At 34.4% G+C, this 13,631-nt stretch carries 14 protein-coding genes; 6 read left to right on the top strand and 8 right to left on the bottom strand.

The annotated features are described in order from the left end of the window. Positions 1-13: 13 nt before the first annotated feature. On the bottom strand, positions 14-847 hold the full coding sequence (gene prmA / locus ACKC83_RS01620) for a 50S ribosomal protein L11 methyltransferase (RefSeq protein ID WP_434036797.1): 834 nt from the start codon (positions 845-847) through the stop codon (positions 14-16). Positions 848-916: 69 nt separating this feature from the next. On the opposite strand from prmA, the gene ACKC83_RS01615 reads away from it, so the two are divergent. Then, complete coding sequence (locus ACKC83_RS01615; RefSeq protein ID WP_414035204.1) at positions 917-2,116, top strand: porin; 1,200 nt, start codon at positions 917-919, stop codon at positions 2,114-2,116. Positions 2,117-2,189: 73 nt separating this feature from the next. Here ACKC83_RS01615 and tpiA read toward each other — a convergent pair whose 3' ends face one another. From tpiA to ACKC83_RS01595, 4 genes are read right to left on the bottom strand one after another with little or no spacing between them, the layout of a single operon-like run. Next, complete coding sequence (tpiA, locus tag ACKC83_RS01610; RefSeq protein ID WP_434036796.1) at positions 2,190-2,939, bottom strand: triose-phosphate isomerase; 750 nt, start codon at positions 2,937-2,939, stop codon at positions 2,190-2,192. A gap of 21 nt (positions 2,940-2,960) precedes the next feature. Further along, positions 2,961-4,037, bottom strand: a complete 1,077-nt coding sequence (locus ACKC83_RS01605) for an ABC transporter permease (RefSeq protein WP_434036795.1) — start codon at positions 4,035-4,037, stop codon at positions 2,961-2,963. Between the two features lie 10 nt (positions 4,038-4,047). Then, on the bottom strand, positions 4,048-5,154 hold the full coding sequence (locus ACKC83_RS01600; RefSeq protein WP_434036794.1) for a BT_3928 family protein: 1,107 nt from the start codon (positions 5,152-5,154) through the stop codon (positions 4,048-4,050). A gap of 43 nt (positions 5,155-5,197) precedes the next feature. Further along, positions 5,198-5,737: a DUF1599 domain-containing protein gene (locus ACKC83_RS01595; RefSeq protein WP_434036793.1), complete on the bottom strand. Its 540-nt coding sequence runs from the start codon at positions 5,735-5,737 to the stop codon at positions 5,198-5,200. A gap of 131 nt (positions 5,738-5,868) precedes the next feature. On the opposite strand from ACKC83_RS01595, the gene folP reads away from it, so the two are divergent. Genes folP through ACKC83_RS01580 form a run of 3 tightly spaced genes read left to right on the top strand, consistent with a single transcriptional unit; the run spans position 5,869 to position 8,110 of the window. After that, positions 5,869-6,642: a dihydropteroate synthase gene (folP, locus tag ACKC83_RS01590; RefSeq protein WP_434037750.1), complete on the top strand. Its 774-nt coding sequence runs from the start codon at positions 5,869-5,871 to the stop codon at positions 6,640-6,642. A 1-nt stretch (position 6,643) separates the two neighbouring features. Then, positions 6,644-7,288 carry a hypothetical protein gene (locus tag ACKC83_RS01585; protein WP_434036792.1) on the top strand — a complete coding sequence of 215 codons (645 nt, stop codon included), beginning with the start codon at positions 6,644-6,646 and terminating at the stop codon, positions 7,286-7,288. A gap of 36 nt (positions 7,289-7,324) precedes the next feature. Continuing rightward, a complete protein-coding gene (locus ACKC83_RS01580) occupies positions 7,325-8,110 on the top strand; it encodes a diadenylate cyclase (protein WP_382384629.1) in 786 nt (261 codons plus the stop codon). Here ACKC83_RS01580 and ACKC83_RS01575 read toward each other — a convergent pair. Together ACKC83_RS01575 and truA are read right to left on the bottom strand one after the other, a co-directional pair. Next, entirely contained in the window at positions 8,107-9,873 is a 1,767-nt protein-coding gene (locus ACKC83_RS01575) for an ABC transporter ATP-binding protein (RefSeq protein WP_434036791.1), read from the bottom strand. The genes ACKC83_RS01580 and ACKC83_RS01575 overlap by 4 nt on opposite strands. Continuing rightward, a complete protein-coding gene (truA, locus tag ACKC83_RS01570; protein WP_434036790.1) occupies positions 9,874-10,617 on the bottom strand; it encodes a tRNA pseudouridine(38-40) synthase TruA in 744 nt (247 codons plus the stop codon). Positions 10,618-10,690: 73 nt separating this feature from the next. Between truA and ACKC83_RS01565 the strand changes: the two genes are divergently transcribed. Continuing rightward, the gene (locus tag ACKC83_RS01565; protein ID WP_414035212.1) at positions 10,691-11,182 is read left to right on the top strand and encodes a metallophosphoesterase family protein; all 492 of its coding nucleotides are present in this window, start codon (positions 10,691-10,693) and stop codon (positions 11,180-11,182) included. Positions 11,183-11,241: 59 nt separating this feature from the next. On the opposite strand, the gene ACKC83_RS01560 is transcribed toward ACKC83_RS01565, so the two are convergent. After that, the gene (locus ACKC83_RS01560; RefSeq protein WP_414035213.1) at positions 11,242-11,652 is read right to left on the bottom strand and encodes a DUF4293 domain-containing protein; all 411 of its coding nucleotides are present in this window, start codon (positions 11,650-11,652) and stop codon (positions 11,242-11,244) included. Between the two features lie 199 nt (positions 11,653-11,851). Between ACKC83_RS01560 and rho the strand changes: the two genes are divergently transcribed. Then, positions 11,852-13,594 (top strand): transcription termination factor Rho, encoded by a 1,743-nt coding sequence (gene rho, locus ACKC83_RS01555; protein ID WP_434036789.1) that lies wholly within the window; start codon positions 11,852-11,854, stop codon positions 13,592-13,594. Positions 13,595-13,631 lie beyond the last annotated feature (37 nt).

Genomic DNA, 13,631 nt, shown 5'->3' with positions numbered 1-13,631 from the left:
TTAAACTTTTTTACTAATTTAAAAATTTTAGAGCAACCCAATTATTTCGCTCTATTTTTTCGCTTAGTTTTAACATATTGGCATTGCATTCTGCCTCAATAGTAGGAATATCGTCATTGTAAAAGCCACTTAAAAACAATGCTCCGTTTTTATTTAAACAAGATGCGTATGTCTTAATATCGTTTAATAAAATGTTTCTATTAATATTGGCGATTATAATATCGTAACTTTTGCCGTCTAATAAGCTGGCGTCACCTTCGTAAACCGTTATGTTTTTGCAGGCATTACGCTCTACATTTTCAATACTATTTAAATAGCACCAGTTATCGATATCTATAGCATCCAAGGGATTTGCTCCTCTCATTTCGGCAAGTATAGCTAAAACACCTGTGCCACATCCCATATCTAATACAGATTTTCCTGTAAAATCAGTTTTTAAGATATGCTGAATCATCATATGTGTTGTTTCATGATGTCCTGTTCCAAAACTCATTTTGGGCTCAATGATAATATCGTACTTGGTATCGAATTTATCATGAAACGGAGCACGAACGGCACACTCATCATCTACAACTATAGGATTAAAGTTTTTTTCCCATTCTTCATTCCAATTGGTCTGTTCAATATCTTCGAAAGTATAGGTGATTTCAAACTCATCTGAAACTAAAATTTGTATATCTTCAAGAATGTTTTCATTCCATTCTTCCTTCTGAATATAGGCGGTAACACCAGTTTCTGTTTCAACAAAACTTTCAAATCCAGCATAGCCTAATTCTGCGATTAATATTTCTACACCTGGTTGTAAAGGCGTTACTTTAAATTCGTAACCTATATATATTTCTGCCATGTAATTTTTTTGACAAATTTACTAAGTATTACGCAGATACCGTTAAATTTGTCATAAAACTAAACAGACATGAACAAAATTATTGTTGCCCTTGTATTGCTTGCTATAGGTTTTACTGCCAAAGCACAAAATGACAATGATATTAAACTAGCCGCTTTACCTTATTATACCTTCGGAAAAGGAGTAGGTTTAACGTCGCCAGACAGTATTTTTAAGCTAAATATTCGTTTTAGAATGCAAAATCGTGCGACATATCTCGAATCTGAAACCGATAAAAACGGTGTAGAAGCCATGGTTAGACGTATGCGTTTAAAATTTGATGGCTATGTAGGAGATCCTAAATTTGTGTATGTTGTGCAGTTGTCTTTTGCTCCCGGAGATGTGGGTGTGATTGAAGATGGCGATAATATTAATATTATTAGAGATGCGGTTGTGTTTTACCGCCCGAATGAACATTGGAATGTTGGGTTTGGACAAACGAAATTACCGGGTAACAGACAGCGTATAAACTCGTCTGGAGCGTTGCAGTTAACAGACCGTACTATAAATAATGCGAGTTTTAATATTGATCGTGATTTTGGTTTGCAAGTGTATTATTTAAATGAAAAACCAGACACGTTCTCATATAATATAAAAACGGCAATTTCTACTGGAGAAGGTCGGAATTGGACCAAATTACCGGAGACAGGTTTAGCATATACCGCACGTTTAGAACTGTATCCGTTTGGTGCATTTACAGATAATGGAACGTTTTTCGAAGGTGATATCGCTCGCGAACCTACTCCTAAATTAATGCTATCTGGGGTGTATCACTATAATGATGGTGCGCGTAGAACACGCGGTACTTTAGGATTGGAATTATTCGAACAACGTGATTTAACGTCACTTTTATTTGATGCCATTGTAAAGTATAATGGTTGGGCATTCCAAACTGCTTATATGAATCGTATGGCCGACAATCCTATTACTTATAATCCAGAGGATAGCAGTGAGTTTCGCTATGTTGTTGCAGGAGAAGGATTTGATGCTCAAGCGAGTTATATCTTTCCAAATAACTATGAAATTATTGGGCGTTACTCCAATCAGAAACCAGATCAGGATGTGGATTTAGTTATGCCGGAAACAAATCAATATAGTTTAGGTGTTACTAAATACATTTGGGAGCACAGTTTAAAGCTTCAGGCAGAATTAACCAAAACAGATTTTACACTTAACAACAACGATACCGATAGTTGGTACTTGCGTTTTCAAGTCGAAATCGGAATATAGTATACTCATTATATAAAAAAAAGAGGCTGTCTTTATAGTAAGGACAGCCTCTTTTTTTATGATTGATTTTTAATTAAAATGCATTTACAATAGCAAAGAAATCTTCAGCATTTAAAGCTGCTCCACCAATTAATCCACCATCTACATCAGGTTTAGAGAAAATTTCTTTTGCATTTCCTGGTTTTACACTTCCTCCGTATAAAATAGAAACACTATCGGCTACGGCATCACCGTATTTGTCTGCTAATGTTTTTCTAATAAAAGCATGCATGTCTTGAGCTTGTTCAGGACTTGCTGTTTCTCCAGTTCCGATAGCCCAAACAGGTTCGTAAGCTAAAACGATATTTTTAAAAGCATCTGCCTCTAAATGAAATAAGGCATTTTTAATCTGGCTTCCAACAACTGCTTCATGGTTTTCAGATTTTCTGTCTGCTAATTCTTCTCCAAAACAGAAAATAACACGCATATCATTGGCTAAAGCAGCATCTGTTTTTTTAGCTAATAATTCGTCTGTTTCATTAAAATATGCACGACGCTCACTATGTCCTAAGATTACAGTTTTTACACCAACACTTTTTAACATGCTCGCGCTAATTTCTCCGGTGTATGCTCCACTTTCTGCAAAGTGCATGTTCTGGGCAATAACCTCAATAGCATTATCTTTTAAGGTATTGTAAGCAGACCAAAGGTTTGTAAACGTTGGTGCTACCATAACTTCTGCATTAGATGTTATTGTGCTGTTTTTTAACGCAGTTAGCAATGTTTCGGTTTGTGCTAAATCATTGTTCATTTTCCAATTTCCTGCAACGATGTTCTTTCTCATAGTTTGTTCGTATTAATTAAATTATTGAAGTTTTACCTTGGGATCTAACCAAGCATAAACGATATCTACAAAAATATTGATTATTATGAATAAAAGGGCTATAATTAGCACAGAACCCATAATAATAGGTAAATCTAAAGTATTTAAAGCATTTACTATTTCTTTTCCTAAACCATTCCATCCAAAAACATACTCTACAAACACGGCTCCTGCAAGCATAGATGCAAACCAACCAGAGATGGCAGTTACCACAGGATTTAATGCATTTTTTACAGCGTGTTTTTTTATGATTTGAAATTCGGTTAATCCTTTTGCGCGTGCGGTTCTAATATAATCTTGATTAAAGACCTCTAATAAAGAGTTTCGCATTAATTGAATTACCACTGCTAACGGACGAATACCTAAAACAATGGCAGGAAGGATTAAGTTTTTCCATTGAATATGCATGGCTTCCCCAAAGTCGTCTAGCTCGTACAAACTCCCTGTCATTTCTAAATTGGTGAATTCCTGAAGCAGATAACCAAATACCCATGCAAATAATATTGCACTAAAAAATGAGGGAACACTCATTCCAATTGTACTTAAAAACTGTATGCTTTTATCGATAAAAGTATCCTTGTACAAAGCTGAAATAATACCTAAAAACACGCCTAAAATAATGGCGATTACAATAGCAGAAACAGCTAAAACAAAAGTGTTTGGTAGGGTTTCTGCTAAAACATGACTTACTTTTTTACCTTGTTTAGTAAACGATTCCCTTAAATATGGCGGTTTTAAAACAACATTGGTGTTTCCTAATTGAAAAAGGGAAACGGCATTATATTTTCCGTCGCGTAAAAATGTATAATCTTTAGAATCGGCAGAATGGACAGATATTGGCGATAAATCGTTTAAATAATATCCGTACTGCACATTTAACGGTTTGTCGAACCCGTATTTATGTTTAATTATGGCTAATTGTTCGTTGTCTTCATTTTGCCCCAGCATCATTTGTGCGGGATCACCAGGTAACACATTAAATAAAAAGAATATAACTGTAACTACACCAAACAATGTTAGTAATGCATAAAATAATTTATTTAGTATGTAGTAGATCACAGGTTGTCGCTTAATTCACTTTAATAAGATTTAAATCGTCAACATCATTCCAATGTACTTTTTGTGTTACCGTCCCTTTGTTTAAAATTAAAATTCCGGGATTAGAACGTACTATGGTTTTTAAAGCGGTTTCGTCTGAGAAGTAAAAGTCGAAATTAAAATGATATTCTTGTTTTAGTTGATTTTGAATGTCTTCGCCTGAAGCAGTTAATCCAATAACATTATAACCGTTCTTTTTGGCTTGGTCTCCAACATTTTTAATAGCCTGTAATCCTAGATTTTCAGATTTTTCTAGGTTGTAAGCAATCAATAAAACAACATGGTCGTCGTGTAAAATTTGCTCTGTAAAATCTTCGCCATCACGTTCGATTGAGAAATCGTGTATTGGCGCTTCGTAACCAGGATCTATAATTTCTGTATCCACACTAACAAACTCGCCCTCTACAGTAGGGTAGGAGCCCTTAGTAGTAAATACTTCCTCTTTTCCGTTTACGTTAAACGTCCACATATAATCAATATCGGCTTTTTGAGCGTCTTCAGGAACAATCATGTTATCCCATAAATTAGCACCTACATTATAAGGCCTAAAATCTACAACCGGTAAATGCATGAGAACATGATATCCGAAACTTAAACATGCAATAAAGCCTAAAAGAGCCATTACGGTAGTCTGAAACACGCTAAAGACAGGTTTAATATAACGCACTCCAGCAAACAGAATTAAGATAAAGACTAAAAGAATTATATCTTTAGAAAACGATTCCCAAGGGGTTAGTTTAATGGCATCTCCAAAACAACCACAATCTGTTACTTTATTAAAATACGCCGAATAGAAGGTTAGAAAAGTAAAGAAGATAATCATGAGTAATAAGCTCCAAACCGTGAATTTTGGTTTGTAACCTATTAAAAGAAAAATACCTAAAAGCACTTCAAAAATCACGACTAATATTGATATGATTAAAGCATAAGGCTCTAAAAAGGTTAAATTAAGAACCGCTGCGCTGAAATATTCTTCTAGTTTGAATGAAAAACCAATCGGATCATTGAGTTTAATTAAACCTGAAATGATGAATAATATACCAACGAAAATTCTACTAAGACTTACTAATGCTTTCATATATATAGGGTGAGATTCTTTACTGTCTACGTATTAAATTTAGTTATTTGGCTTCTAAATGAATTAAAGCAAATACCGAATAGTTTATCATATCCTGGTAGTTAGCATCAATACCTTCGCTAACTAAGGTTTTACCTTTATTATCTTCGATTTGTTTTACACGAAGTAATTTTTGCAGAATTAAATCGGTTAACGAGCTCACACGCATGTCTCTCCAAGCTTCTCCATAATCATGGTTTTTATCCATCATTAATTGCTTGGTTTGTCCAATTTTTTCATCGTATAAATCGGTAGCCTCAATCGTGCTTAAATCGGGTTGCGTAGCTACACCTTTTTCAAGTTGTATTAGAGCCATAATGCAATAATTAATAACACCAATAAATTCGGACACTTCATCTTCATCAACTTTATGAACATCATTTTCTTGTAGTCCTCGAATACGTTGTGCTTTAATAAAAATCTGGTCGGTTAAAGAAGGTAATCTTAAAATGCGCCAAGCACAGCCGTAATCTTTCATCTTATTAATAAACAAACTTCTACAATTAGTAATGACTGCGTCGTATTGTTTTGAGGTATCTTGCATAAATTGAATTGAATTTTCCGTAAATTTCGCATAATTTAATGGAATAACAAACTTAAAGCTTTTCTATATCTGTTTTGAATAAAACTATAAACTGCAAAGGACAACTTATCGATATTTCTTCTCCAACTGTGATGGGGATTTTAAATCTCACTCCAGATTCTTTTTTTGATGGTGGACGCTATAAAAATGAGCAAGACATTATTACGCAAGTGGAAAATATGTTGCGCGATGGTGCCACATTTATTGATGTTGGTGCGTATAGCTCTAAACCAAATGCCGATCATGTTAGTGAAGCCGAAGAACGGTCTCGTATTTTACCTGTAGTAGACTTACTAATTAAAACGTTTCCTAATCTTATATTGTCAATCGATACCTTTAGAAGTGGTATAGTAAAATCGTGTATTGAAGCCGGAGCATCTATAATTAACGATATTTCTGCCGGACAATTAGATCCATTAATGCTTGAAACTGTAGGTAAACTAAAGGTCCCTTATATTATGATGCATATGCGAGGTACACCACAGAATATGCAAAAACAGACCGATTATAACGATTTGCTAAAAGACATATTGTTTTATTTTTCCGAACGTATTGCTCTAGCAAGACAGTACGGTATTACCGATATTATTGTGGATCCTGGTTTCGGATTCTCGAAAACACGAGAACAAAATTTTGAACTTTTAAATAGATTAGAACTTCTAAATATTACCGAATTACCCATATTAGTTGGTGTATCTCGAAAATCGATGATATATAAAACTTTAGAAAACACGCCTCAAGAAGCATTAAATGGAACTACTGTTTTAAATACCGTTAGCCTTCAAAAAGGCGCTTCTATCCTAAGGGTGCACGATGTAAAAGAAGCAATGGAATGTATAACACTTGTAACCGCTTTAAATCACTAAAATGAAACAGATTTTTACATTATTTATACTCGTGTTATGCATGTCTTGCAACATGGATAAAGAATTGCAACTTGCAGAACTAAAACATTCGGAAATAACGGACATTTTAGATGTTTCTCCAGCGTATGTGTTTTATAATACGAGTGAAAAAGACAGTGTGGAATTAAATAAGCAAAACTTAATTAGTACCACAAACTGGTTGGTAAATGTAGATAAGCGGTTAACATTGCAACAAGCGATTCCTGTTATTATAAGTTTACAAGAAAAAAAGCGAAAATCGTCTCACAAAAAGGAAGGCGTTAAAAATTATTTTACAGCCTTTAATCCTGAAGTTAAGAATCTGCGTTTTATTGAATTCACGAATGTGAATTATCATGTAGTCGAAACGGTAGAAGATTATGTGAAGACGTCTGAAGCGCAACCCGAAATACTTACTTTTAATTTAAATGGTGCCCAGTTTCAGAATACAGATTATACGGTTGAAGCGTTGGTAGATACCTTAAAATCTAAATCGGATCAACGTCATGCCTTTGTTTTAAATTTTGAAAAAGAGTTGTCGTTTCAGGCCTATATGCATATAAAAGATTTACTTTTAACCATTACAAATGTATCGGTATTAATCAGTACCAGCGAGTTTATATTTTAGTCTTAAATTGTTACATTTACATAAAATAACTACCCTTTGGAAATCTTTAGTGACCTCTTAAAATTTACATTAATCGACATTATAGATGTCTTTTTAGTCGCCTTCTTGCTTTACTATGTTTACAAACTAGTAAAAGGAACGGTGGCTATAAACATTTTTATAGGAATTGTAATTATTTATATCATTTGGAAGATTACAGAAGCATTGCACATGCAACTCTTAAGTAACATCCTTGGAGGCTTTATTAGCGTTGGGATGTTTGCTTTAATTGTGGTGTTTCAGCAAGAGTTACGTAAATTTTTATTAATGATTGGATCTACAAACTTTAGCAAAAGTAGTCAGTTGTTAAAACAACTCAAATTTTTAAAAACAGAAAGCAACGATGGCACTAATGTAGACGAAATTATATCGGCATGTACCAAAATGGCCTCTACAAATACAGGCGCTTTAATTGTTTTTGAACGTAATAATAATCTCGATTTCTTAGCGCAAACGGGCGATGAAATGAATATTACAGTAACGCAGCCTATTATAGAAAGTATCTTTTTTAAGAATAGTCCGTTGCACGACGGCGCTATTATAATAGCGAATAATATTGTAAAAGCAACACGTGTAATTTTACCTGTTAATAACGAGAAAAACTTACCGCAACGTTTTGGTTTACGCCACAGAGCTGCGGTAGGTGTTTGTGAAAAAACAGATGCTTTAGCGCTTGTGGTAAGTGAAGAAACTGGGCAGATTTCTTACTTTAAAAATGGAGAGTTCATTATGTTTGAATCTACCGAAGAACTAAAAACGTTAATTAAAAACGATCTAGTTTAAGCAGATAATTCTTTCATAAACTGTACCTCGTAAAGATTTTTATAATACCCGTTTTCATTTTTAAGCAATTCAGCGTGTGTGCCTTGTTCAACAATTTCACCCGAATCCATTACTATAATTTTATCGGCTTTTATAATGGTTGCTAAACGGTGCGCAATAACTATAGATGTTCTTCCTTTAGTGGTTTTATCGGTAGCAGTTTGAATAAGTTGCTCGGAATACGAGTCTACCGAAGAGGTTGCCTCATCTAATATTAAAATACTCGGATTAGTCACATATGCACGTAAGAAAGAAATTAATTGGCGTTGCCCAGAAGACAGCATAACACCACGTTCTTTTACGTTGTAATCGTAACCATTTGGTAAACTTGCAATAAATTCGTGTACTCCAATATCCTTAGCGGCCTGAATAACCTCCGTTTTGGTAATGCTGGGATTGTTTAATGTGATATTGTTTAAAATGGTATCTGCAAATAAAAACACATCTTGTAATACAACCGCAATTTGAGAGCGTAGAGATTTTAAGGTAAAGGCCTTAATGTCTTTAGAGTCTATTGAAATTACACCCTTATCAATTTCGTAAAAACGATTCAGTAAATTAATAATAGTCGATTTTCCAGCTCCGGTGGCTCCAACAATAGCTACAGTTTGTCCTGCTTTTACTTCAAAAGAAATATCTTTTAAAACCACTTCATTTTCTACATAACTAAAACGCACATTTTTAAAAGAAATATCCCCTTTAAATTGATCCGCGATGTCTGTACCAATATCGTCTATTTGCGATTTTGTGTCGATAACTTTAAATACACGCGTTGCGGCAACCATTCCCATTTGGAAGGTGTTAAACTTATCTGCAATTTGACGTAATGGTCTAAACAACATAGGAATCATCATAACAAATGCTGTTAAGTCTCCTAAGGATGAAGAGTTTCTCATTACCGCATCCAACCCGCCATACCAAGCCACTAAACCAATGGTTATAGAACCGGATAATTCTGCAATAGGGAAGAAGATGGAATTGTACCAAACTGTTTTTAACCAACCCTTTTTGTGGCGTTCATTAATTTTTGTAAAGTGATCGAATTCGGTGTCTTCTCTTGTAAACAATTGAAGGATTTTCATACCTGTAACGCGCTCCTGTACAAACGAATTTAAGTTAGAGATTTCGGTACGTACTTCTTCAAAAGCTTTCTTCATATACTTCTGAAAAACCCGTGTTGCATATAATACCAACGGGAGCATTAAAAATACGATGATACTCAGCTTCCAGTTTATAAAGACCATAACTCCAGCTACGACAACCATGGTTAGAGCGTCTCTAAAAATCATGAATAAACCTTCTCCAAAAATATCTGCTATACGTTCCATATCGGTAACAGAGCGTGTAATAAGAACACCAACCGAAGAATTATCGTAATACTTCATCTTAAAACGAAGCATATGGTTAAATAATTTTACACGAATATCTTTTACTACACTTTGACCTAACCAACCGGAATAATAAATGAAAATTAGCTGAAAAATAACTTCGAAAACCAAAAGGGCTACCATGATTAAAATGTATGGTAAAAAGCCTTCAAGGGTTTTAGTTGCTATATTATTATCTATTGCTTGTTGTAATATATAAGGTCTAACAGCACCAAATATTGCCAATAAAACAACTGAGATAAATACTCCGGCAAACACTTTGTTGTACGGTTTTATATATTCTAGCAAGCGTTTAAATAAACTTAGGTTTACGCTATTTTTTTTATTGTTATCCATTTATATAACTATCGATTCTGGGTAAATAATTTGTGTTAAATATAGGCCTTTAGCGGGTACCGAATATCCTGCTTCACTTCGGTTTTTAGACGAAATAATTCGTGGTATATCGTTTACTTCAAGTTTTCCTAAACCTACATTAATTAGGGTGCCTACAATGGCCCGAACCATATTTCTTAAAAAACGGTCGGCAGTAATGGTAAAGTGTAATTCGTTTTGTACGATCTCTAAGTTTACCGCCATTATATTACAATTATACGTTTTTACGTCGGTATTACTTTTAGAAAAGCATTGAAAATCTTTATACTCCAATAGCATGTTTGCTGCGGTTCTCATGTTTTCAATATGTAATTCGGGTTTAACCCAATAAGCTTCGTTAAAATTAAACACATTTTTTTGAAGCGCAATACGATATAAGTAGGTTCTGCTTTCCGCATGAAAACGTGTATGCGCATCAGGTTTTACGGGGAAAATGCGATGCAAAGCAACGTCCTTTGGTAAATACGAATTCAATTTATAAAGTAACTGAGTATTGTTAATGGTACCGTCATAATCAAAGTGTGCATACATTTGTTTGGCATGTACACCTGTATCTGTTCTACCAGCTCCCATAATAGCGATTTTCTCTTTTAAAATAACAGTCAAAGCCTTTTCAATAACTTCTTGTACAGAGATTGCATTAGGCTGGTTTTGCCAACCGTGATAGGCTGTTCCGTTATAAGAAAGTTCTAAAAAATATCTCAAGAATAATCGTATTTTTGTTAGTGAAGCACAAAGATAATTAGTTTTCCTAGTTTGAACTCACAATATTACCTTAATGATAAAAATCCTTCTCCTTTCTGATACCCATAGTTACATTGATGATGACGTATTAAAGTATGTAAAACAAGCCGATGAGGTTTGGCATGCTGGCGATATTGGTAATCTTGAAGTTACTGATGCTATTGAAGCATTAAAACCACTACGTGCCGTTTATGGAAACATAGATGATGCACAGGTACGACGTGTATTTCCAGAAAATAATCGTTTTATGTGCGAGGGTGTAGATGTTTGGATCACACATATTGGTGGCTATCCAAACCGATATAACATTTTAATAAGAGACGAGATTAGAAATAATCCGCCTAAACTTTTTATCTGCGGACATTCGCATATTTTAAAAGTGATGCCCGATAAAAAATTAGGGTTATTGCATATGAATCCAGGAGCTATAGGGAAACACGGGTTTCATAAGGTACGAACCATGTTACGGTTTACTATAGACGGAACAGAAATAAAAGATTTGGAAGTGATAGAATTTAAAAAATAAAAACCCGAAGCACAACCTTCGGGTTTTTTACACGCACTAATACTACTAAGATAATAGGTTTAACGTAATCGATCTACAGATTTTACAAGATCCTCATCCTTTTTAATGGCTTTATTAGCTAACACTAATAATACGATAGAAATTATAGGAAGGAACATCCCAATACCTTTCTCAGAAACGTTAGTTTCTCCAGATAAGTTTAGAGACTGATACACGAAAAAGCCTAGTAAAAAAAAGTTTAATATGATGTTTAGACGGCCCAATACAAATTGGAGCTTTCTATTTGAATACATGAATATAGATACTAAAGATAATAGTGCAGAACCTAAAAACAAGCCCAATGCGATTAAATTATCGGTTGCATATACTAAAACACCTTCTGTATTTGTCCATAAATTAAAGACAAATATGAGTCCGCAACTTACAATAGCGGCTAATAAAAGGTAGATAGTTTGTATACGTTGTATCATTCGTTTTTTATAAACTAGACCACAAAAATAGCAGTTTCTTTGAGAATATTAGTATAAAATATTAAAATAAAAGTTGTATAATTGCAATAACAATGTACAACACTCTTTGTTTTAGATTGTTAATTCTTCAGAATAAGATCAAATTTTCTTCAGAATAATTCAATATTTAAATTCTAATCAAATATTCAATTGAACATCAATGTTTGAAATCTCTCAATTAAAAGAAATGAAGCTTCCTGAGTTGCAGGAAATAGCGAAAAAATTAAATATTCCTAAGTTTCGGACTCTTAAAAAACTAGATTTAGTATATCAGGTATTAGATCACCAAGCAACTAACCCTAAGGCTGTTATAGAAGTTAAGACGGTTGCAACAGATACCGCGGCACCTCAAGAAGAGGATGCTTCAAAACCTAAACGCGAACGTGTAAAAAAACGTGTACCTGCAAAAGCGGTAAAACCAAATACAAAACAAAAACCAAAAGCTGAAGAAGCCCCTGTTTCTGAAGTTAAAGATGTAGCAGAGGAGGCTCCGAAACCAGCGCCTGTAAAGAGACAACCTGCTCGCAAGCCTAACCCAAGACCAGCAGCGAAAGCTCCTCAAGCCAAAGACGACAATGCTGCCACTCCAAGTAAGGACGATAAAGGCCCAAAGCCTTCTAATGCTCCTAAAAAAGAGAATCAGCCAAACCGTCCGAAAAGAGACAATTCAAATCAGAAGAAAGATGGTCCTAATCCAAGACAAAATAACAAGTCTAACGGAAACCAGCATCCTTCAAATAATGGAAATAAAGATAGTAGAAACCGCTACAGAGAACCAGAATATGAGTTCGATGCAATTATTGAGAGTGAAGGGGTTTTAGACATTATGCAAGATGGATATGGTTTTTTAAGATCATCCGACTATAACTATTTATCATCTCCAGATGATATTTATGTATCACAATCTCAGATTCGTTTATTCGGATTAAAAACGGGAGACACCGTTCTTGGTCAGGTAAGACCACCAAAAGAAGGTGAAAAGTACTTCCCTTTAATTAAAGTTAGTAAAATTAACGGTCAGAATCCTAATGTCGTTAGAGACCGTGTATCTTTCGAACACTTGACACCATTATTTCCACAAGAGAAATTTATATTAGCAGAAAAGCAAAGTACCATTTCTACGCGTATCATGGATTTATTTTGTCCGATTGGTAAAGGACAACGTGGTATGATAGTGTCGCAACCTAAAACGGGTAAGACGATGTTATTAAAAGACATCGCAAATGCTATTGCAGCGAATCACCCAGAAGTATATCAGATTATTTTATTAATAGATGAACGTCCGGAAGAGGTTACAGACATGCAACGTAACGTACGCGGTGAAGTTGTAGCATCTACATTTGATAAAGAAGCACACGAACACGTAAAGATTGCCAACATTGTTTTAGAGAAAGCAAAACGTTTGGTAGAATGTGGTCATGATGTTGTGATTTTATTAGATTCGATTACACGTTTAGCACGTGCTTATAACACGGTACAACCTGCATCTGGTAAAATATTAAGTGGTGGTGTAGATGCGAATGCATTACACAAACCAAAACGTTTCTTTGGAGCTGCACGTAATATTGAAAATGGAGGTTCTTTATCTATAATTGCTACGGCACTTACAGATACAGGTTCTAAAATGGACGAAGTGATTTTCGAAGAATTTAAAGGAACTGGTAACATGGAACTACAATTGGATAGACGTATTGCTAACCGTAGAATTTTCCCTGCTATCGATTTAATTTCATCAAGTACCCGTCGTGACGATATCTTATTAGATGAAACGACTATACAACGTATGTGGATTATGCGTAAATACCTAGCCGATATGAATCCTGTTGAAGCTATGGAATTTATTAATGATAGGTTTAAGAAAACAAGAAACAACGAGGAGTTTTTAATTTCTATGAATAGTTAAACAAAACGCTTAAAAGTATTATATATAAAAGCGGTTA

It is taken from the genome of Formosa bonchosmolovskayae, assembly GCF_051016085.1.
Classification (GTDB): Bacteria; Bacteroidota; Bacteroidia; order Flavobacteriales; family Flavobacteriaceae; genus Formosa.
This window is presented reverse-complemented; position numbering and strand designations above follow the sequence as displayed.